The sequence below is a fragment of the Ruegeria sp. CF3 genome (assembly GCF_056537365.1).
Genome location: NZ_JBQFRK010000003.1, coordinates 215,524 through 234,849, shown reverse-complemented (window position 1 = coordinate 234,849; position 19,326 = coordinate 215,524). Strand labels below are relative to the sequence as shown.

General features: G+C 56.5%; 20 protein-coding genes. 10 read left to right on the top strand and 10 right to left on the bottom strand.

Annotated elements, in window-relative coordinates:
- Window positions 1-91 precede the first annotated feature (91 nt).
- Window positions 92-766: a DUF2161 domain-containing phosphodiesterase gene (locus tag ACR0KC_RS12745; RefSeq protein WP_223116849.1), complete on the bottom strand. Its 675-nt coding sequence runs from the start codon at window positions 764-766 to the stop codon at window positions 92-94.
- A 121-nt stretch (window positions 767-887) separates the two neighbouring features.
- Between ACR0KC_RS12745 and ACR0KC_RS12740 the strand changes: the two genes are divergently transcribed.
- From ACR0KC_RS12740 to ACR0KC_RS12710, 7 genes are all read left to right on the top strand, one after another.
- A complete protein-coding gene (locus tag ACR0KC_RS12740) occupies window positions 888-1,868 on the top strand; it encodes a TraB/GumN family protein (RefSeq protein WP_223116850.1) in 981 nt (326 codons plus the stop codon).
- Between the two features lie 99 nt (window positions 1,869-1,967).
- Entirely contained in the window at window positions 1,968-2,888 is a 921-nt protein-coding gene (locus ACR0KC_RS12735; RefSeq protein WP_480706886.1) for a manganese-dependent inorganic pyrophosphatase, read from the top strand.
- 197 nt (window positions 2,889-3,085) lie between these two features.
- Window positions 3,086-3,961 carry a TIGR01459 family HAD-type hydrolase gene (locus ACR0KC_RS12730; protein WP_170392423.1) on the top strand — a complete coding sequence of 292 codons (876 nt, stop codon included), beginning with the start codon at window positions 3,086-3,088 and terminating at the stop codon, window positions 3,959-3,961.
- A 100-nt stretch (window positions 3,962-4,061) separates the two neighbouring features.
- The gene (locus ACR0KC_RS12725) at window positions 4,062-4,505 is read left to right on the top strand and encodes a MaoC family dehydratase (protein ID WP_074736482.1); all 444 of its coding nucleotides are present in this window, start codon (window positions 4,062-4,064) and stop codon (window positions 4,503-4,505) included.
- A 60-nt stretch (window positions 4,506-4,565) separates the two neighbouring features.
- A complete protein-coding gene (locus ACR0KC_RS12720; RefSeq protein WP_170392424.1) occupies window positions 4,566-5,498 on the top strand; it encodes a bifunctional riboflavin kinase/FAD synthetase in 933 nt (310 codons plus the stop codon).
- The gene (locus tag ACR0KC_RS12715) at window positions 5,495-5,968 is read left to right on the top strand and encodes a YcgN family cysteine cluster protein (protein WP_170512517.1); all 474 of its coding nucleotides are present in this window, start codon (window positions 5,495-5,497) and stop codon (window positions 5,966-5,968) included. The genes ACR0KC_RS12720 and ACR0KC_RS12715 overlap by 4 nt, the downstream gene beginning before the upstream one ends.
- On the top strand, window positions 5,968-7,002 hold the full coding sequence (locus ACR0KC_RS12710; protein ID WP_170401858.1) for a threonine aldolase family protein: 1,035 nt from the start codon (window positions 5,968-5,970) through the stop codon (window positions 7,000-7,002). Before ACR0KC_RS12715 ends, ACR0KC_RS12710 begins: the two co-directional genes overlap by 1 nt.
- A 19-nt stretch (window positions 7,003-7,021) precedes the next feature.
- On the opposite strand, the gene ACR0KC_RS12705 is transcribed toward ACR0KC_RS12710, so the two are convergent.
- Window positions 7,022-7,621: a DsbA family protein gene (locus ACR0KC_RS12705; RefSeq protein WP_480562438.1), complete on the bottom strand. Its 600-nt coding sequence runs from the start codon at window positions 7,619-7,621 to the stop codon at window positions 7,022-7,024.
- A 108-nt stretch (window positions 7,622-7,729) separates the two neighbouring features.
- Here ACR0KC_RS12705 and ACR0KC_RS12700 point away from each other — a divergent pair, with 108 nt between their 5' ends.
- Window positions 7,730-8,749 carry a ribose-phosphate pyrophosphokinase gene (locus tag ACR0KC_RS12700; protein ID WP_170392433.1) on the top strand — a complete coding sequence of 340 codons (1,020 nt, stop codon included), beginning with the start codon at window positions 7,730-7,732 and terminating at the stop codon, window positions 8,747-8,749.
- A gap of 52 nt (window positions 8,750-8,801) precedes the next feature.
- On the opposite strand, the gene ACR0KC_RS12695 is transcribed toward ACR0KC_RS12700, so the two are convergent.
- The 8 genes from ACR0KC_RS12695 to ACR0KC_RS12660 all read right to left on the bottom strand — a co-directional run bounded on the left by ACR0KC_RS12695 (window position 8,802) and on the right by ACR0KC_RS12660 (window position 15,964).
- Window positions 8,802-9,494, bottom strand: a complete 693-nt coding sequence (locus ACR0KC_RS12695) for a nitroreductase family protein (RefSeq protein ID WP_480706889.1) — start codon at window positions 9,492-9,494, stop codon at window positions 8,802-8,804.
- Between the two features lie 103 nt (window positions 9,495-9,597).
- Entirely contained in the window at window positions 9,598-9,948 is a 351-nt protein-coding gene (locus ACR0KC_RS12690; RefSeq protein ID WP_170420549.1) for an H-type lectin domain-containing protein, read from the bottom strand.
- A 117-nt stretch (window positions 9,949-10,065) separates the two neighbouring features.
- Window positions 10,066-10,476, bottom strand: coding sequence for a F0F1 ATP synthase subunit epsilon (locus ACR0KC_RS12685; RefSeq protein ID WP_170392439.1), 411 nt, complete (start codon window positions 10,474-10,476; stop codon window positions 10,066-10,068).
- 12 nt (window positions 10,477-10,488) lie between these two features.
- Window positions 10,489-11,913: a F0F1 ATP synthase subunit beta gene (atpD, locus tag ACR0KC_RS12680; RefSeq protein ID WP_039537698.1), complete on the bottom strand. Its 1,425-nt coding sequence runs from the start codon at window positions 11,911-11,913 to the stop codon at window positions 10,489-10,491.
- A 20-nt stretch (window positions 11,914-11,933) separates the two neighbouring features.
- Window positions 11,934-12,812, bottom strand: a complete 879-nt coding sequence (locus ACR0KC_RS12675) for a F0F1 ATP synthase subunit gamma (protein WP_170392441.1) — start codon at window positions 12,810-12,812, stop codon at window positions 11,934-11,936.
- Between the two features lie 15 nt (window positions 12,813-12,827).
- Window positions 12,828-14,366, bottom strand: coding sequence for a F0F1 ATP synthase subunit alpha (gene atpA, locus ACR0KC_RS12670; protein WP_170392443.1), 1,539 nt, complete (start codon window positions 14,364-14,366; stop codon window positions 12,828-12,830).
- Window positions 14,367-14,927, bottom strand: coding sequence for a F0F1 ATP synthase subunit delta (locus tag ACR0KC_RS12665; RefSeq protein WP_170392445.1), 561 nt, complete (start codon window positions 14,925-14,927; stop codon window positions 14,367-14,369).
- A 302-nt stretch (window positions 14,928-15,229) separates the two neighbouring features.
- Entirely contained in the window at window positions 15,230-15,964 is a 735-nt protein-coding gene (locus ACR0KC_RS12660) for a methyltransferase domain-containing protein (protein WP_170401881.1), read from the bottom strand.
- Between the two features lie 61 nt (window positions 15,965-16,025).
- Between ACR0KC_RS12660 and gloB the strand changes: the two genes are divergently transcribed.
- Both gloB and clpA read left to right on the top strand, forming a co-directional pair.
- Window positions 16,026-16,793 carry a hydroxyacylglutathione hydrolase gene (gene gloB / locus ACR0KC_RS12655; protein WP_170512527.1) on the top strand — a complete coding sequence of 256 codons (768 nt, stop codon included), beginning with the start codon at window positions 16,026-16,028 and terminating at the stop codon, window positions 16,791-16,793.
- Window positions 16,794-16,967: 174 nt separating this feature from the next.
- Window positions 16,968-19,292 carry an ATP-dependent Clp protease ATP-binding subunit ClpA gene (gene clpA / locus ACR0KC_RS12650; protein ID WP_170401887.1) on the top strand — a complete coding sequence of 775 codons (2,325 nt, stop codon included), beginning with the start codon at window positions 16,968-16,970 and terminating at the stop codon, window positions 19,290-19,292.
- Window positions 19,293-19,326: the final 34 nt, after the last annotated feature.

Here is a 19,326-nt window from a genome sequence, read left to right as displayed (position 1 = left end):
ACGACGCATAGCTAGGGAGTTGCAGGAAGCGAGTCAACAATATGTGAAAGATTTTTTTGCCCGGCGCGATAAGCAGGCAAGAACAAGGCAGCTAGTCTGGCTGATCCCAGCTGTACGCCCAGTGTTTCAGACCTTCTTGCCCAGCCTCAGACAACGCGTAGACGCCCTTTTCCACTTTTTCGAACCAGCCGTAGTGATTGTCGTACATCAAACGTGTCGCCGCACTTACGCCAGTGGCCTTTGCGACATCGGCCCCCTTGCCCGCTCCGTTCTCTGCCAGATGGGCCGCGCATTTTAGTGCATCTTGCCGATAGGCCGTTACGATCCCATGGCGGGTTGCACCACCCGAATTGGGATCACCTTGCAACCGTTCAAACTCGCGCAGCAACCGTTTGGCCCTGACCTTATCCTTGCGCGGCGCATATGGGCCGGGATCGCATTGAACCTCGACCGTTCCATCAGAGCGCACGGTGATCAGACCCAACCCCAGGCGACGGCACAACGCCAGATTATCCCTCAACGCCCGTCGCGCTGCTCGGCCTTTTGGTTTACAGACCCCAATGTAGACCTGATCGGTTATTTTCAGACGAGTGATGGCCTGGTGAAACAGCGCGAGGCTGAAGCGAAGCTTGAGTTCAACGATCACCGGCTCCTGCCCGTCTCGCAGAGCAACAATGTCGGCGGCGCCAACTTCACCTTTCACGGTATAACCCTGACGTTCCAACAAGGCTTTGATGGGTGGGTAAAGGTCCTGCTCGAGCTTCATAACGCTATGCTATGTAGTTTCGCGCGGATTGCCAGCCACGGTTTGAAGACAAACTACATTGCAACTGACAAGAAGGCAGGAGTACGTCTTAGTCATATTCGCCATTTCCGGAAGGTTCCATATGCGCTTGCTCAGCTTTTGTCTCGGCCTTTTGCTTCCGATTACCGCCCATGCGGCCTGCGAAGGGAGAGATCTTAGGCTTGACCTGTCGGCCGAAAGTCAAGCTGATCTCGAGAAGACAATCAGTGACATTCCGTTTCCGGAGGGCAACCACTGGATCGCGACAAAAGACGGGACCGTCTTGCACCTGATCGGCACCCTCCACACCAGCGACCCCCGCATGGCACCCGTGGTCGAGCGCTTGGAGCCAGTTCTGAGTCAGGCCGACGCGTTTTTCTTCGAGGTCACACAGGACGAAATGGACGCATTCGAAAAAGATCTGGCCGATGATTTCAGCCCGGTCCTGATTACGTCTGGCCCCACTTTGATTGACCTGATGTCGGAAGAAGATTGGACAGCGCTGTCCGCGACTCTGGCCGAGCGTGGCATTCCTGGCTGGATGGCGGCCAAGATGCGCCCCTGGTTTCTCAGTATGATGCTGGGTATTCCGCCTTGCCTGATGAATACCCCTGATTTTGATCGCGGCATGGACACGCGCCTGACGGAACTGGCCGAACAACACGGGATACCCCAGTACTCGCTAGAGCGGATCGAGGATTTGATCGCGATGTTCGACAGCCATCCGCTGGAAGAACAAGTGGCCTCTCTGACCCGTCTGTCCGGGGCGCTGCAGGCTGGGGACGACCAGATGATCACAATGGCCAACGCCTATATCGAAGAGCAGCACGCCGCGATCATTGAGCTTGCCAAGCTTCAAGGGCTTGAGGCCTCGGGGATGACGCCAGAAGAGTTTGAAGCCGAATGGAAAGGCTTCGAAGATCAGCTTCTGGTGCAGCGCAATGCAAGCTGGATGGAGAAGATTCTGGACCTGAAGGATCAGACCGCGGTGATCGCTGTCGGGGCCGGACATCTGAGCAACGACTACGGCTTACTGAACCAGCTACATCAAGCCGGATATACACTGGAACGCGCTGAATTCTAGGTTTTCAGACCAAGGGTCGCAGCAAGTTTGCTTCCGGGTGACAACCGTGTTTGACCACCCTATAAGGCGCGCAAATCCATATTCTTCAGGACACGAGACATGACAACGCTAGTTTTTGGCCACAAATCTCCCGACACCGATTCCACCGGCTCTCCGATCCTGTGGTCATGGTATCTGAACGAAGTAAAAGGTGAACAGGCACAGCCCGTTTTGCTAGGCGAACCCAACACCGAAGCCGCCTTTATGCTTGAGCGTTGGGACCTGCCCAAGCCGCAAATCATCGAGGACGTGGCCGAGGATGCACCGGTTGTCATCGTCGACACCAACAATCCGGCCGAGCTGCCCGCCAGCATCAACAGCGCAGATATCCGCGCCATAATCGACCACCACAAACTGGTTGGCGGGCTTGAAACCAAAGGCCCCATCGACATCACTGTGCGCCCGCTGGCCTGCACGGCAACCATCATGGTCGATCTAATGGGTGACGACGCCGCCAAGATGCCCGACGCGATCAAAGGTGCCGCGCTGACCTGCATCCTGTCGGACACACTGGAATTCCGCTCACCCACAACCACCGCACACGACCGCGCCGTGGCTGAGAAACTGGCGGCTGAACTTGGTCTGGATATCTCGGCCTACGCCGCCGACATGTTTGCAGCAAAATCGGATGTATCGTCATTCTCGGACGCCGAACTGATCCGCATGGACAGCAAAGAATACGAAGTAGACGGCACCAAGTTCCGGGTCTCGGTTCTGGAAACCACAGCCCCCGGTGTCGTGCTGGATCGGAAGGACAGCATCGTAAGCTCGATGGCTGATGTGGCCAAGGAAGACGGCGTTGATCAGGTGTTGCTGTTCGTGGTCGACATTCTGAACGAAGAGGCAACGCTGCTGGTTCCAAATGATCTGGTCAAAGGTGTCGCTGAGAAGAGCTTTGGCGCAACCGTGGACGGTGACGCGGTTGTGTTGCCCGGCGTGATGAGCCGGAAAAAGCAGATCATTCCGAACCTCAAGGTTTGAATTTAGATTGTCAAAGGCGCCCGAAACCGGGCGCTTTTTTTTTGCGAGGCTCTGCCTCGCGCTCCGAGATATTTTTGGCCAGATGAACAAGGGGGGTTGATTTCGGCCGCTCCGCCTTGGGCTGCACCTCTGGCCAATCCCCCCGCGCTCTGCCATAGGCTTTGACATCTCGCATTCCCTGCTGCACGAGGCGCGCCATGACCCAGATCGTTTCTTCACTCGCTGAAATCTCTGACCGCTACAAAGCGTTATTCGTTGATTTGTGGGGATGCGTCCACAACGGGATCACAGCCTACCCAGAGGCGGTAGCGGCGCTGCAAGCTTATCGTCAACGTGGTGGCACGGTGGTTCTTGTAACCAATTCCCCCAAGCCTCGGGCCGGGGTTGCCGAGCAGCTTTTACATTTCAATGTGCCGGCAGATTCCTATGACACGATTGCAACCAGCGGTGATTCGGCGCGTTCAGCGATGTTTCGCGGGGCGATTGGCGAAAAAGTCTACTTCATGGGGGAATGGCAGCGGGATGCCGGTTTTTTTGAACCCCTGAAACTGCTGGATCATCCGATCCACATTGAACGCGTTCCGCTGGACGCGGCCGAAGGCATCGTGTGTTGCGGCCCGTTCGACCCGATGGCGGACCCAGATGTGAACCGGCCCGACTTTCTTTATGCCAAGCAGAAAGGGATGAAACTGCTCTGCGCAAATCCGGACATCGTGGTGGACCGAGGCGAAACGCGCGAATGGTGCGCAGGTGCTTTGGCCCGACTTTATACCGAGATGGGTGGTGAAAGCCTATATTTCGGTAAGCCACACCCGCCGATCTACGATCTGGCCCGGCGCAGGTTGCAGGCGATTGGGGTTGATGTGTCGGATTCTGAAATACTTGCCATAGGGGACGGGCCGCAAACAGATATCGCTGGAGGCATGGGGGAAGGCATTGATACCCTCTTCATCACCGGCGGTTTGGCAGCCGCAGAAACCAAAACATCACATCATCCAGACGAAGACGCGTTGAAAGCTCATAACGAGAAGGAACAGATCAATCCAACCTATTCGATTGGTCGCCTGAGATAGCAAAAAAGACTTGATTTTCTGCAACTGCGAAGTAATAAAGTTGCCGACGAGCGGCAGATGATGGTCTTTTGTTGCTCTTTCGATCTCGAATGAGGGCAGCATGTTGGACAACCTTCCGCGCGGAACGATTTGCATCGAAGACATCGAAATGGGCATGTCACGGCACTTGCGCAAAGTCGTGACCGATGAAGATATCGAGATGTTCGCTCAAGTATCGACCGACCGGAATCCGGTTCATCTGGATGATGACTATGCCCGCGATACGATTTTCGAAGGGCGCATTGCGCATGGCATGCTGACCGCCGGCCTGATCTCTGCCGTGATCGGAGAGCAGCTGCCCGGACATGGAACCGTGTACATGGGACAATCGCTTAAATTTCTGGCGCCGGTGCGTCCGGGCGACATGGTTTATGCCGAGGTCAAGGTGATCGATATCGATTTTGCCAAACGTCGGGTGAAACTGGATTGCCACTGCGCAGTTGACGGAAAGAAAGTGTTGGTGGGTGAGGCCATGGTGCTGGCTCCGAGCCGCAAGTTCGACTGATAATCCACCTTAACCGAACTGCGGCTTGAACCTGACGGGCAGTCCCGCTAGGCAAGCCGCATGCATATCATCCGGGACTTCCAGTTTGTTGAACCAGAAGACCGAGGCGCAAGTGTCGCCATCGGGAACTTTGACGGTGTTCATCTTGGCCATCAATCCGTCATCGAGTTGGCGCGCAATGCTGAATTGAACGCGCCGCTGGGGGTCATGACATTTGAGCCGCATCCGCGAGAGTATTTTTCCCCAGAGGCACCGCCCTTTCGTCTGATGCGCGGCAATGCACGCGCGCACCGGCTGGAAAAACTCGGCGTGCAGAAGCTTTATGAACTGCCTTTTAATTCAACGCTCGCGGGTATGACGCCCGAAGCTTTTGCGAGAAATGTCATATGCGATGGTCTGGGGCTTTCTCATGTTGTCGTGGGTGCCGATTTTTGTTTTGGCAAAGGGCGCAGCGGTAACCCTCAGGACCTGGTTCGCTTTGGCGAAGAGATGGGGTTCGGTGTGACAATCGCGCCCCTGTTGGAGCGCACCGAGAATGTGGTTTCGTCGACTGCGATCCGGACAGCTCTGTCAGAGGGGCGCCCGCGCGATGCGGCAACAATGCTGGGGCACTGGCACCGGATCGAGGGTGAGGTCGTCGGAGGCGAGCAACGCGGACGAGAGTTGGGGTACCCGACAGCCAATATGTCGATCGAAGGACTACACCCTCCGAGATTCGGCGTTTATGCAGTTTTGGTCGACGTCCTGGATGGCCCGCATCAGGGCAGCTATCACGGGGCGGCATCGGTCGGGACCCGGCCCATGTTCCAAGGCGAGGTTCCTAACATCGAGACATTTCTGTTCAATTTCTCAGGTGATCTTTACGGTGCCACGCTGTCCGTTGGTCTGGTCGACTATCTGCGGCCCGAAATGACATTCGACGGCCTTGACGGGTTGATCTCGCAGATGGATGCCGATTGCGCGCGCGCGAGAGAGATACTGGCCAGTACATGACTACGGATCCAATCGATCGAGCTGGCCTCGCGCCCCGATTCTGGGAACGCAAGCCGCTGCGCAAGATGAACCAGCGTGAGTGGGAGGCCCTGTGTGATGGTTGCGGCAAATGCTGTCTTAACAAGCTGGAAGACGAAGATACGGGCGAGGTCGCATTGACCTGTGTTGCCTGTCGCCTGCTGGATGACGAAACTTGCCGGTGCACCCAATATGATATCCGCCACCAATTCGTGCCCGAATGCATCGTCATGACACCCGATAACATCGACAACCATGCCTATTGGCTGCCCCAGACTTGCGCCTATCGACTGCTCTGGGAAGGCAAACCGCTTTACGACTGGCACCCTTTGCTATCAGGTACGCCTGAAAGCGTTCACACCGCCGGAGTCTCCGTGCAGCGGCGAACCGTATCTGAATTCGAAACGCCCATGGAAGAGTGGGAAGACTACATCATCGAGGAGCCGAATTAATGCATTTTGCCTCTGATAATTCCGGGCCTGTTCATCCCGAAGTTCTGGCCGCATTGGCCGAAGCCAATCAGGGCTATCAGATGGCTTATGGCGCCGACACCTTGATGAACGAAGTGCGCGACCAAATCCGCGGCATTTTCGAAGCACCGGGTGCGGCAGTTTATCTGGTCGCTACGGGAACGGCAGCGAATTCACTGGCGTTGGCAACGCTGAGCAAGCCGTGGGAAACCGTGTTCTGTTCACCCGTTGCTCATATCCATGAGGATGAGTGCAATGCCCCCGAATTCTACACCGGCGCGAAACTGACTCTGGTGCCGGGTGGCGACAAGATGACCCCCGAAGCATTGACCAAGTCCATTGAGGGGGAAGAAACCCGCGGCGTGCATGGTCCGCAGCGCGGGCCTGTCTCGATCACTCAGGTGACCGAGCGTGGCTCGGTTTACTCGCTTGCCGAACTTCAAGCCTTGTGTGGCGTTGCCAAGAAGTATGGGTTGCCGGTGCATATGGATGGTGCACGCTTCACTAACGCTCTGGTCGCTTTGAATTGCTCACCGGCAGAGATGACGTGGAAATCTGGTGTTGACGCAGTCAGCTTTGGCGGCACCAAAAACGGGCTGATGGGTGTCGAGGCCGTAATCTTCTTCGACGAAAGCAAAGCTTGGGAGTTCGAGCTGCGGCGCAAGCGCGGGGCGCACCTGTTTTCCAAGCACCGTTATCTGTCGGCCCAGATGGCTGCTTATCTGCAGGATGACCTGTGGCTGAAATCAGCTCGCAAAGCGAATGCCAATTGCGCGCGATTGGCGGGTGGTCTGCGGGCAGTCGGGGCAGAATTCCTGCATGAACCCCAGGCAAACATGATTTTCGCAAGCTTTCCTCGCAGCCAACACAAGCGCCTGCACGAGGCCGGCGCCGTTTATCACCTGTGGGGCGATACGTTGGACGGTGTCGACGAAGACGAGATGCTGGCCTGCCGCCTTGTCTGTGACTGGTCCATCGAAACCGACCAGATCGATCGGTTTCTGAACCTCTTGTAGCCGTGCCTCCCTGCCCCGGCTATTTCATCTCAGCCAGATGCTTGTCCAGATCATCAAGACGGTCCTGTCCCCAGAACCTCTGATCGTCCGGTGTGATGTAGAAAGGTGCCCCGAAAACACCCCGGTCCACGGCTTCTTCCAGATTTGCGGCGTAGGTTTCCGCACCTACCAACAGGCCACTATCAGCTAGATTTGGACTAAATCCTGCCTGTTCCAAGCAATCCCGGATCACGCCATCATCAGAGATGTCCTTTTCTTCTGCCCAGCAGGCACGCAAGAAGGAATGGCAAAGTTTACCCACATCACCTGATCCATCCTGTACTGCTGCGATCACAGCGTAAGAGGACGGTGCCATGTTCGTCGGCCAGTGCGCAGGCTGCAGGTTCAACGGCATATCCAGATTACGCGCTTGGCGCACTAATTCCTGCGCGCGGTATTCGATGCGAGATATATGTCGGTCTTTTGGTGGCGTTCCACCTGTCCGGCCGAACAGGGCAACAATATCCAATGGTTTATAGTTGATCGTCGCACCGTGTTTTGCCGCGATCTCTTCAAGGCGCATTCCCGCCAGATAGGAATAGGGCGAGAGTGTCGCAAAAAAGTAGTCAATCTGGGCCATGTTCACTTTCTCCGCTGCGTTATCTTTGCGGGACGGTAGACCCATGCTAAGCGGTGTCAACATCACGAATCTGTCACATTGCCACTGCTGCCCGGGGAAAATCAGCCGATGCCGACACTTCACGAACCCAAGCTTATCGCTGGGAACGCCAATCTTCCGCTTGCCGAAACCATTGCACGTCGCATGAGCCTGCATCGCGGCGTTGACCAGGGGCTGGTCGATGCTCGGGTCGAACGGTTCAACGACGGAGAGATTTTTGTCGAGGTTTTCGAGAATGTGCGCGGTGAGGATATGTTTATCGTTCAACCAACCTCGAACCCCGCCAATGACAATCTGATGGAGCTGCTGATCATCGCAGATGCCCTGCGCCGTTCATCCGCAGCCAGGATCACCGCTGTCATTCCGTATTTCGGGTACGCCCGTCAGGACCGCCGCACCAAGGCGCGCACACCAATCAGCGCCAAGCTGGTGGCAAACATGCTGACTGGTGCGGGTATCGAACGGATTCTAACCATGGATCTGCACGCAGCCCAGATTCAGGGCTTTTTCGACATGCCGGTGGACAACCTTTATGCCTCTCCGATCTTTGCCCTGGATGTGAAGAAACAATTCAAGGATCAGATGGACGACCTGATGGTGGTCTCGCCGGATGTCGGCGGTGTTGCACGTGCCCGTGAATTGGCCAAACGCATCAATGCGCCCCTTTCGATCGTTGACAAACGCCGCGAAAAGGCAGGCGAAGTGGCCGAGATGACTGTCATTGGTGACGTGAAAGACAAAATCTGCCTGATTGTCGATGACATTTGCGATACCGCTGGCACTCTGTGCAAAGCTGCCCAGGTGCTGATGGATAACGGCGCCAAGGAAGTACACTCTTACATCACCCACGGTGTCATGAGTGGACCGGCGGTTGAACGTGTGACCAATTCGGTGATGAAATCTCTGGTCCTATCGGACACGATCCAGCCTACGGCTGAGATCAACAAGGCCGCCAATATCCGCATCGTGCCCACCGCGCCGATCTTTACGCAGGCGATCCTGAACATTTGGAATGGCACCAGCGTGTCATCTTTGTTCGAAGACAAGACACTGACGCCGATCTACGAGTCACTTTATCATATGGATTGATCGAAAAAACTGCTGGCTACCATAGATAATGTCTGAATTCATGACGGCCTACCTATTCGGCGACCGTCATGATTTCTTCCAACGGTTTTTTCATCTTTGCAACTTTTGGCACCTTCGCGTCGTCTTGCGGGTGGCCTACAGCTACGATCATAATAGGTTTTTCATGATCAGGGCGGTTTAGCAGTTTATTCAGGAATTTCATCGGGTTGGGTGTGTGGGTCAGCGATACCAGCCCTGCATGGTGCAGCGCCGTCAACAAAAAGCCCGTGGCAATGCCCGTGCTTTCAGGCACGTAGTAGTTTTTGAACCGATCTCCATCATCGAATTGACCCCAACGTTGGGCGAAAATCACTATCAGCCACGGTGCGTCTTCCAGATGCGGCTTCTGATCGTTAGTCCCGATTGGTTCAAGCGCCTTCAGCCATTCATCCCCGGCACCGCCTTCATAAAACCTGCGCTCTTCAGCTTCCGCTTCTTCCCGAATACGGCGCTTCATCTCAGGGTTCGAGATTGCCACAAAGTGCCAGGGCTGATGATTGGCTCCTGAGGGCGCTGTTCCGGCTGCGCGAATGCACTCTTCGATGACCGTGCGCTCGACGGGCCGGTCCGAATAGTCACGCACGGTATGGCGGCGTTTCATCTTGTCGTAGAACGCTCGCGCTTCGGCCAGCATTTCTTCATCAGACAAGTCCATACGATCCGGAAGGTCGAAGGCTTCGTATTCGATGTGATCTCGTGCAAACACCTGTAAGATCCTCTGGTTGCGCTAGCCGCTATTTGGGGTGGCCAGTCTTCTTTATGGGACGACGCGCGAAGGTGCGCAATCTTATGTCACGAACAGGCCTGCTTCACGAGATGTCCCAATCGTCTTCATGCGAAACATCTCCAATTGCGGTCCAATTCACCCGAATTCTGGCGATACGCGTATCGGACCAGGTGCGAAACACCGCATTGAATCCTTCCAGCGTTATATCTTCGGCCTGAACTTCAGCCCGTAAAGCGGAAGACGTATCCACATCCCAAAGCACCACGCCTATCTGGACGATTGGCACAGAGCGGAACACTTCTGAAAAACGGACGCTTACACGACGCTCACGCGGGCCCTCACCAGTCCACATCACGCCACCATCGGCGAAATCGGAAAACAAGACCTCCTCGCCCTGATCAATGCCGATGGGATGGGTTTGAAACTTTTTCATCTATCGTCTTTTATTGTTCAATTCCTGCAGCTTAACTTCAGCGAATGGCAAAATCACGACAAAAAAACGGCCCCGCGTATACGGGGCCGTTCCAAGTGATCAGAATGTCATGAACCCTTACAGGCTCATATGCGTTCCTAGAGCTTCCATGTCAGCCAGCAACTTTGCAGCATCGTCGACGATGGTCTGATCGTCACCGGCCTTGGCTGCCTCGTGCGAGGCGCGGGCGTCAGCGATCAGATCGTCCAGATGCGAACGTGTTACTTCGGCAACTGGGATGGCTTTTTCGGCCAGAACCGACAGGCCATCACCATTGATCTGAGCAAACCCGCCGGTGACCAGGTATTCGCTGGAGCCTTCGGGTGCTTCGACCTTCAGGATGCCCGGGCGCAGAGTTGTAATTGTGGGGGCATGATCGGGCATTGCTGTCATGTCCCCGTCCGCGCCGGGAATCTGGACCGCCGTCGCGCTAAGCGAAGCAAGGCTCCGCTCAGGGCTGACGAGGTCGAATTGCATCGTGTTTGCCATCAGGGATACTCCTTAGGCGGCTTCTGCGGCCATCTTCTCCGCTTTGGCGATCACTTCTTCGATGCCGCCAACCATCAGGAAGGCCGCTTCGGGCAGGTGATCGTATTCGCCAGCGACAACCGCTTTGAACGACGCGATGGTCACATCCAGAGGAACCTGAACGCCCGGCGAACCGGTGAAGACTTCGGCCACGTCGAACGGCTGCGACAGGAAGCGCTCGATCTTACGGGCACGTGCCACGGTCAGTTTGTCCTCTTCCGACAGTTCGTCCATGCCGAGGATGGCGATGATGTCCTGCAGCGACTTGTAGCGCTGGAGAATCTGCTGAACGTCGGTTGCGACCTTGTAGTGCTCTTCACCAACGATGGCCGGGTCGAGCAGACGCGAGGTCGAGTCGAGCGGGTCAACCGCCGGGTAGATACCCTTTTCCGAGATCGCACGGTTAAGAACGGTGGTCGCGTCCAAGTGAGCAAACGAGGTTGCTGGCGCAGGGTCGGTAAGGTCGTCTGCAGGAACATAAATGGCCTGCACGGACGTGATCGAGCCCGACTTGGTCGAGGTGATGCGTTCCTGCAGGGCACCCATGTCGGTGGCCAGGGTCGGCTGGTAGCCCACCGCCGAAGGAATACGACCCAGCAGAGCCGAAACCTCGGAACCCGCCTGCGTGAAGCGGAAGATGTTGTCGACGAAGAACAGAACGTCAGTACCGGACTGGTCGCGGAACTGTTCGGCCAGGGTCAGACCGGTCAGCGCAACACGTGCACGTGCTCCGGGAGGTTCGTTCATCTGACCGTAAACCAGGGCCACCTGCGATTCCGACAGGTTGTCCGGCTTAATAACGTTCGATTCGATCATCTCGTGATACAGGTCGTTCCCTTCACGAGTCCGTTCACCAACACCCGCGAACACCGAAAAGCCCGAGTGCACTTTTGCGATGTTGTTGATCAGCTCCATGATCAGAACGGTTTTGCCCACACCGGCACCGCCGAAGAGGCCAATTTTACCGCCTTTGGCGTAGGGGGCCAGCAGGTCAACAACCTTGATGCCGGTTACCAGAACTTCCGACTCGGTCGACTGTTCGTCGAAGGTCGGCGCGGGCTGGTGGATCGCGCGGGCCTCGGTTGCTTCAACCGGACCTTTTTCGTCGATCGGCTCACCAACCACGTTCAGGATGCGGCCCAGGGTGGCGTTACCAACCGGAACCGAGATCGGAGCGCCGGTGTCGGTGACTGCCTCGCCACGAACCAGACCTTCGGTCGCGTCCATCGCGATGGTGCGGACGGTGTTTTCACCCAGGTGCTGAGCAACTTCCAACACCAGGCGCTTGCCGTTGTTGGTGGTTTCCAGCGCGTTCAGAATTTCAGGCAGCTGATCTTCGAAGTGCACGTCGACGACGGCCCCGATGATCTGTGTGACTTTGCCTTTTGCATTCGCCATGTTTCGTCTCCGGTATGTCTCTACAGCGCTTCGGCGCCGGAAATAATTTCAATCAGCTCGTTGGTGATCACGGCCTGACGCGAGCGGTTGAACTGGATCGTCAGCTTGTCGATCATTTCACCCGCGTTGCGTGTCGCGTTGTCCATTGCGGACATCCGTGCACCCTGTTCAGACGCTCCATTTTCGAGCAGAGCCGAGAAGATCGCGGTGGCAACCCCCTTGGGCAGCAGGTCGGCCAGAATGGCCTCTTCGCTGGGCTCGTAGTCGAATACCGCACCGCTATCGTCACCCGTCGCTTCATCTTCGAACGAGGCGGGGATGACCTGCTGTGCCGTCGGGATCTGGGTCACAACGTTGACGAACTTCGAGTAGAAGATCGTGGCAACGTCGAACTCACCCCCGTCGAAACGAGACAGGACGTCCTTGGCGATGTCTTGCGCGTTGGAATACCCCAGACGCTTGACCTCGCTCAGGTCGATATGTCCAACGAACAGATCGCTAAAATCACGCTTGAGCGCGTCGCGGCCTTTTTTGCCGACGGTCAAAACCTTGACCGTCTTGCCTTTGGCGCGCAACTCGTCCGCCTTTTGGCGAGCGAGCTTGGCGATGTTCGAGTTGAAGCCGCCACACAGGCCGCGTTCAGCTGTCATGACAACCAGCAGATGGACATCATCACTGCCCGTGCCACGGAGCAGCTTGGGGGCGCTGTCGCTGCCCCCGACCGAAGCCGCCAGCCCCGCCATCACGGCATTGAACCGCTCGGCATAGGGACGCGAGGCTTCGGCAGATTCCTGGGCGCGACGCAGTTTTGCGGCCGCGACCATCTGCATGGCCTTGGTGATCTTGCGGGTCGATTTAACCGACTCGATCCTGTTTTTAAGGTCCTTAAGATTTGGCATATGCCCGCCTCTCCCTTAAGCGAAGGTTGCGGCGTATTCGTCCAGCGCAGCCTTGATCTTGTCGGAAGCGTCACCCTTGATCTTGGGATCTTCGTCCGTGATCCACTGAAGCAGGTCCGCGTGCTTGCCGCGCAGGTGCGCCAGCAGGCCAGCTTCGTAACGGCCAACATCGGACACGTCGATCTTGTCGAGGTAACCATTGGTGCCGGCGAAGATTACGCAGACGATTTCAGCGTTGGTCAGCGGCGAGTACTGTGGCTGTTTCATCAGCTCGGTCAGACGCGCACCACGGTTCAGCAGCTGCTGGGTCGCGGCGTCGAGGTCAGAACCAAACTGCGCAAAGGCAGCCATTTCGCGGTACTGAGCCAGTTCCAGTTTAACCGGACCGGCGACCGACTTCATCGAGTTGGTCTGAGCCGAGGAGCCCACACGCGAAACCGACAGACCGGTGTTCACGGCGGGGCGGATGCCTTGGTAGAACAGTTCGGTTTCTAGGAAGATCTGGCCGTCGGTGATCGAGATCACGTTGGTCGGAATAAACGCCGAAACGTCACCACCTTGAGTTTCGATAACCGGCAGAGCAGTCAGCGAGCCCGCACCGAAGTCTTCGTTCAGCTTTGCCGAACGTTCCAACAGACGCGAGTGGAGGTAGAAAACGTCGCCAGGATAGGCTTCACGTCCGGGCGGACGGCGCAGCAGCAGCGACATCTGACGATAGGACACAGCCTGCTTCGACAGGTCATCATAGATGATCAGCGCGTGGCGGCCGTTGTCGCGGAAGTATTCGGCCATCGCGGTTGCGGCGTAAGGTGCAAGGAACTGCATCGGTGCCGGGTCGGACGCGGTTGCCGCCACAACGATCGAGTAGTCGATCGCACCGGACTCTTCCAGTTTCTTCACCAGCTGAGCAACGGTCGAACGCTTTTGACCGATCGCAACGTACACGCAGTACAGCTTCTTCGACTCATCGTCGCCTGCTGCGTCGTTGTAAACTTTCTGGTTCAGGATCGCGTCCAGAGCAACGGCGGTTTTACCGGTCTGACGGTCACCAATGATCAGCTCACGCTGGCCACGGCCGATTGGGATCATTGCGTCAACCGATTTCAGGCCGGTTGCCATCGGCTCGTGAACCGATTTACGCGGAATGATGCCCGGCGCTTTAACGTCTGCAACGCCACGCTTGGTCGCGTTGATCGGGCCTTTGCCGTCCAGCGGGTTGCCCAGACCGTCAACAACGCGGCCCAGCAGCTCGTCACCGATCGGAACGTCCACGATCGAGTTGGTGCGCTTAACAGTGTCACCTTCTTTGATGTCACGGTCGGAACCGAAGATAACAACACCGACGTTGTCGCTTTCCAGGTTCAGGGCCATGCCCATGATGCCACCGGGGAATTCGACCATTTCGCCCGCTTGCACGTTGTCCAGGCCGTATACACGGGCAATCCCGTCACCGACGCTCAGCACGCGGCCGATCTCGGCCACTTCGGCTTCCTGACCAAAATTCTTGATCTGGTCCTTCAGGATTGCAGAAATCTCTGCAGCTTGGATTCCCATTTATCCGACCTCTTTCATTGCATTCTGTAGGGAGTTCAGCTTCGAACGGATCGAGCTATCGATCATTTTCGAGCCCACTTTAACGACAAGACCGCCGATGAGGCTTTCATCCACGGTCGCATTGATTGTCACGGTCTTGCCCACACGCTCGGACAGCGTCTTGGACAGTTTATCCATTTGGGTCTTGGTGAGCGCCTTGGCCGAGGCGACATCGGCGGTCACCTCGCCACGCTCGTCAGCCAGCATGTCGCGCAGAACCTGCACCAGTTGCGGTACAACGAACAGACGACGTTTCTGCGCCATCAAACCCAGCGTATTGCGCAGGATGGCATGCAGGCCCATCTTGTCCGCAACAGCGGTGATTGCGCTTTCCTGTTCGGCGCGCGAAACCAAAGGCGATGCGATCAGGTCGCGCAATTCAGCGCTGTCACCCAATGCTGCTGCCAGATCGTTGATTCCGGTTTCCAGACCTGCAAGGTCGTTATTCTCTTTAGCGATCTCGAAGATCGCGGTGGCATAGCGCTCGGCGATGCCAGTGGAAATCGAAGCTGGTTCGGACACGTCCACCCTTCCGATATTTGAGGCCCCGATTTTGAGTAGCGGCCGCTACCTTGGGGCGTGAGGAAACCCCGTCCATTTAGGGCGGGGATCAAAATCACCGGGGATGTAGCAGAGGTGTTCCAACCAAGCAATACGCTATAGCGGTAACAGTTTTATCCACAAATTATTATTTTTCATACACTTAACCCAACTGCGACCCTTTGGACCGATTGGGGCAGTTGAAAAATGTTACGAATATGCAGGTTTTTGCGATTCCTGTGACCTTTTTCCCGCATTTTTTCCGTTCAAAATGCGCCGGACTGTCACGCAGGCTTTAACAAACCATCCAACGCTTTGATCGGGCGCTTCGCTGTGTCTTTGGTAACGCTTCCGCTAGGCGGGCGAATGAGTTTACTGGCCTCAACCATAAGCACACCTCCGGCCATGACGGTTGGGATGCGTTGCCCAGTCTTCTCGATCAGGCTGCCCGATTTTAGCCAGAACCTACGGAACGAAGGCGGTAGGTAAAGCGCCGAGCAATGGTTTTCAGGGACGAAGTGGTGCGCGCGTAATTGGTTTTCCAATTGGGTTGTTGAATAGGGCTGCCCAAAGCCAAACGGCGTCCGGTCTGAGCGCGACCAAAGCCCGGCCCGGTTCGGTACGACAAATAGCACACGCCCTCCGGGCCCCAGAACGCGCCAGCATTCTTCCAGCAATTGGCTGGGTCGGTTTGAAGTTTCCAAACCATGCATCACCACCAGTTTATCCACATGGCCTGTTTCGATTGGCCACATCGTCTCTTCGGTCAGAACGGAAACATTGGGCATCCCCGCAGGCCATGGCATTACACCCTGCGGACCAGGCATAAGACCAATCACACGGCGCGCATCTTTGAGGTAAGGCCGCAATAAAGGTACGGCAAAACCAAATCCGACCACAGTTTGCCCCTTGGCTTCGGGCCAAAGATCCACCAACCGACCACGGATCGCTGCCTGGGCCGCGCGACCCAGGGTGCTGCGATAGTAGAAATTCCTCAGATCCTGCACATCAAGATGCATTGCGGACACCCGGTCAATCGGCTTAGCTGGGCGCAGTCTAGCAATGAAAGGGCAAAAGGCCATGCCTCTTGAGATCGTTACCATTCCTTGCCTCAGCGATAATTACGCCTTTCTCGCCCATGATCCGGCCAGCGGTGAGACTGCCTTGATCGATGCGCCAGAGGCAGCTCCGATTCTGGCTGAACTGGATTCGCGCGGCTGGCAGCTAAGCCATGTGTTGCTGACCCATCATCATTGGGATCATGTGGACGGGCTGGGCGACATTCTGGCGAAACAGCCCGCGCGTGTGATCGGCGCAAAAGCAGATGAGCATCGGTTGCCAAAACTCGATCAGGCGGTGGTTGAAGGTGACACATTTTATATCGGCGGTGAGCCGGTCGAGGTTCTTGATGTGTCCGGTCATACAATTGGGCACATTGCATTCTACATGCCCCAAACTGGCGTTGTATTCACCGCTGACAGCCTGATGGCGCTGGGATGTGGACGATTGTTCGAGGGCACGCCTGCGCAAATGTGGGCCTCTCTCAGCAAGTTGGCGGCCCTGCCCGATGAAACAATCGTGTGCTCAGGCCACGAATACACACAGGCAAACGCCAAGTTCGCCCTGACCATCGATCCCGACAACCCAGCCTTGCTTGACCGCGTGGCCGATATTAATCGCGCCCGCGCTGCCGGAGAACCCACTGTGCCCTCGCTTTTGGGCCTGGAAAAGGCGACAAATCCGTTTCTAAGGGCCACTGATCCGGCGATTCAGGCCCATCTGGGCATGGAAAACTCTGATCCAGTGTCCGTATTCGCCGAAATTCGAGCCCAAAAAGACAGCTTTTAACCCGTTTCAAGCCCCAATCACGGCCACGGTCACAACAAATGTGACTGTCAAGTGAAAGAAAACCCTTGAAGCCGGGGCGGGATCAACCAAACTCTAATAGTATGAGGACATGGTTGGGATGGGGATCCGGCCTGCAGCCCGCCCCCTTCCGGCCCAATACAGAGGAGCACCCGCGTGCCTTCATTCTCGAGCACACTTGAACAAGCCATCCACGCGGCCCTTGCGGCGGCGAATGAACGGCGACATGAATTCGCAACGCTAGAGCATCTGCTGCTGGCGCTGTTGGAAGAACCCGATGCGGTGCGCGTCATGAAAGCGTGCAGCGTCGATCTAGACGAGTTACGCAGCACCTTGGTCGAATTCATCGACGAAGATCTGTCAAACCTCGTCACTGATATCGACGGGTCAGAAGCAGTACCGACTGCAGCCTTCCAGCGTGTCATTCAGCGCGCCGCGATCCACGTTCAAAGCTCTGGCCGCACAGAGGTGACCGGGGCCAATGTACTGGTGGCCATCTTCGCCGAACGTGAAAGCAACGCAGCCTATTTCCTGCAAGAGCAGGACATGACCCGTTATGACGCGGTAAACTTCATCGCACATGGTGTGGCCAAAGACCCGGCCTATGGAGAGAATCGTCCTGTTACGGGTGCTGATGAAGCCGAAGAAGAGGCTCAGACGACCTCTGGTGACGCCGAGCAGAAAGAAAGCGCGCTTGGCAAATATTGCGTTGATCTGAACGCCAAATCACGCGCCGGTGATGTAGATCCGCTGATCGGACGCTCGGACGAGGTTGAACGCTGTATTCAGGTGCTGTGTCGCCGACGCAAGAACAACCCGCTGCTGGTAGGTGACCCCGGTGTCGGCAAAACCGCCATCGCCGAAGGTCTGGCGCATAAGATCGTTGCAGGCGAGGCCCCGGACGTGTTGTCGGAAACCACTATCTACTCGCTCGATATGGGTGCCCTGCTTGCGGGAACTCGCTATCGCGGCGATTTCGAAGAGCGTCTGAAAGCGGTTGTGACCGAATTGGAAGAGCACCCTGATGCAGTTCTCTTCATCGACGAGATTCACACTGTGATCGGAGCGGGTGCAACCTCGGGCGGAGCGATGGATGCGTCGAACCTGCTGAAGCCAGCGCTTCAGGGTGGCAAACTGCGCACCATGGGCTCGACCACGTATAAAGAGTTCCGTCAGCATTTCGAAAAAGACCGCGCGCTGAGCCGCCGATTCCAGAAAATCGACGTGAACGAGCCGTCGGTCGAGGACAGTGTCAAAATTCTGCGCGGTCTGAAACCATATTTCGAAGAGCATCACTCGATCAAATATACTGCCGACGCGATCAAGACAGCTGTCGAATTGTCGGCGCGCTATATCAACGACCGCAAACTGCCCGACAAGGCCATCGACGTGATCGATGAGGCCGGGGCAGCGCAGCACCTGCTGGCCGAAAGCAAACGTCGCAAGACCATCGGCGTCAAAGAGATCGAGGCGGTGGTTGCCAAGATTGCGCGTATCCCACCCAAGAACGTCACCAAGGATGATGCCGAGGTTCTGAAAGATCTCGAAACCTCTCTGAAACGCGTAGTGTTTGGTCAAGATGAAGCGATCGAAGCGCTGTCCAGTGCGATCAAACTGGCGCGCGCCGGTCTGCGTGAGCCCGAAAAACCCATCGGCAACTATCTGTTCGCTGGCCCCACCGGTGTTGGCAAAACAGAGGTGGCGAAACAGTTGGCTGACACGCTTGGTGTTGAACTGCTGCGTTTCGACATGTCGGAATACATGGAGAAGCACGCGGTCAGCCGTCTGATCGGTGCGCCTCCGGGTTATGTCGGGTTTGATCAGGGTGGTTTGCTGACCGACGGTGTCGACCAGCACCCACATTGCGTCTTGTTGCTTGATGAGATCGAAAAAGCGCACCCGGACGTATTCAATATCCTGTTGCAGGTGATGGATCACGGCGAATTGACCGACCACAATGGCCGGACGGTGAATTTCCGCAACGTGGTCCTGATCATGACATCGAACGCAGGTGCGCAGGAGCAGGCGAAAGCCGCCATCGGCTTTGGCCGCGACCGGCGCGAAGGTGAGGATACCGCAGCGATCGAACGTATGTTCACGCCGGAGTTCCGCAACCGCCTGGACGCTGTGATCTCATTTGCACCACTACCGAAAGAGGTCATTTTGCAGGTCGTTGAGAAGTTTGTCCTGCAGCTGGAAGCACAGTTGCTGGATCGTGGCGTGACCATCGATCTGACACCGCGTGCCGCCGAATGGCTGGCCGACAAGGGCTATGATGACAAGATGGGTGCGCGACCTCTGGGTCGTGTTATTCAGGAACACATCAAGAAACCTCTGGCCGAGGAACTGCTATTCGGCAAACTGGCCAAAGGCGGCGTGGTCCGTGTCTCGATGAAGAAGGGCGAGCTGAATCTGGAAATCCTGGGCCCCGATCAGCCCCGCATTCCGGGCGACAAGCCCCCGCTCTTGACAGCGGACTAACCTACAGCCTCTATAACGAAAAACGCCCGCCTTT

Excerpts from the sequence above, each read along its gene's own strand:
- ACR0KC_RS12720 (WP_170392424.1), top strand. The coding sequence starts at position 4,566 with ATGCATATCATCCGGGACTTCCAGTTTGTTGAACCAGAAGACCGAGGC.
- ACR0KC_RS12705 (WP_480562438.1), bottom strand. The coding sequence starts at position 7,621 with ATGGCCCAGATTGACTACTTTTTTGCGACACTCTCGCCCTATTCCTAT.
- ACR0KC_RS12725 (WP_074736482.1), top strand. The coding sequence starts at position 4,062 with ATGTTGGACAACCTTCCGCGCGGAACGATTTGCATCGAAGACATCGAA.
- ACR0KC_RS12735 (WP_480706886.1), top strand. The coding sequence starts at position 1,968 with ATGACAACGCTAGTTTTTGGCCACAAATCTCCCGACACCGATTCCACC.
- ACR0KC_RS12675 (WP_170392441.1), bottom strand. The coding sequence starts at position 12,812 with ATGCCAAATCTTAAGGACCTTAAAAACAGGATCGAGTCGGTTAAATCG.
- ACR0KC_RS12715 (WP_170512517.1), top strand. The coding sequence starts at position 5,495 with ATGACTACGGATCCAATCGATCGAGCTGGCCTCGCGCCCCGATTCTGG.
- ACR0KC_RS12730 (WP_170392423.1), top strand. The coding sequence starts at position 3,086 with ATGACCCAGATCGTTTCTTCACTCGCTGAAATCTCTGACCGCTACAAA.
- atpA (WP_170392443.1), bottom strand. The coding sequence starts at position 14,366 with ATGGGAATCCAAGCTGCAGAGATTTCTGCAATCCTGAAGGACCAGATC.
- ACR0KC_RS12710 (WP_170401858.1), top strand. The coding sequence starts at position 5,968 with ATGCATTTTGCCTCTGATAATTCCGGGCCTGTTCATCCCGAAGTTCTG.
- ACR0KC_RS12690 (WP_170420549.1), bottom strand. The coding sequence starts at position 9,948 with ATGAAAAAGTTTCAAACCCATCCCATCGGCATTGATCAGGGCGAGGAG.
- atpD (WP_039537698.1), bottom strand. The coding sequence starts at position 11,913 with ATGGCGAATGCAAAAGGCAAAGTCACACAGATCATCGGGGCCGTCGTC.
- gloB (WP_170512527.1), top strand. The coding sequence starts at position 16,026 with ATGCCTCTTGAGATCGTTACCATTCCTTGCCTCAGCGATAATTACGCC.
- ACR0KC_RS12685 (WP_170392439.1), bottom strand. The coding sequence starts at position 10,476 with ATGGCAAACACGATGCAATTCGACCTCGTCAGCCCTGAGCGGAGCCTT.
- ACR0KC_RS12660 (WP_170401881.1), bottom strand. The coding sequence starts at position 15,964 with ATGCATCTTGATGTGCAGGATCTGAGGAATTTCTACTATCGCAGCACC.
- ACR0KC_RS12700 (WP_170392433.1), top strand. The coding sequence starts at position 7,730 with ATGCCGACACTTCACGAACCCAAGCTTATCGCTGGGAACGCCAATCTT.
- ACR0KC_RS12745 (WP_223116849.1), bottom strand. The coding sequence starts at position 766 with ATGAAGCTCGAGCAGGACCTTTACCCACCCATCAAAGCCTTGTTGGAA.
- ACR0KC_RS12740 (WP_223116850.1), top strand. The coding sequence starts at position 888 with ATGCGCTTGCTCAGCTTTTGTCTCGGCCTTTTGCTTCCGATTACCGCC.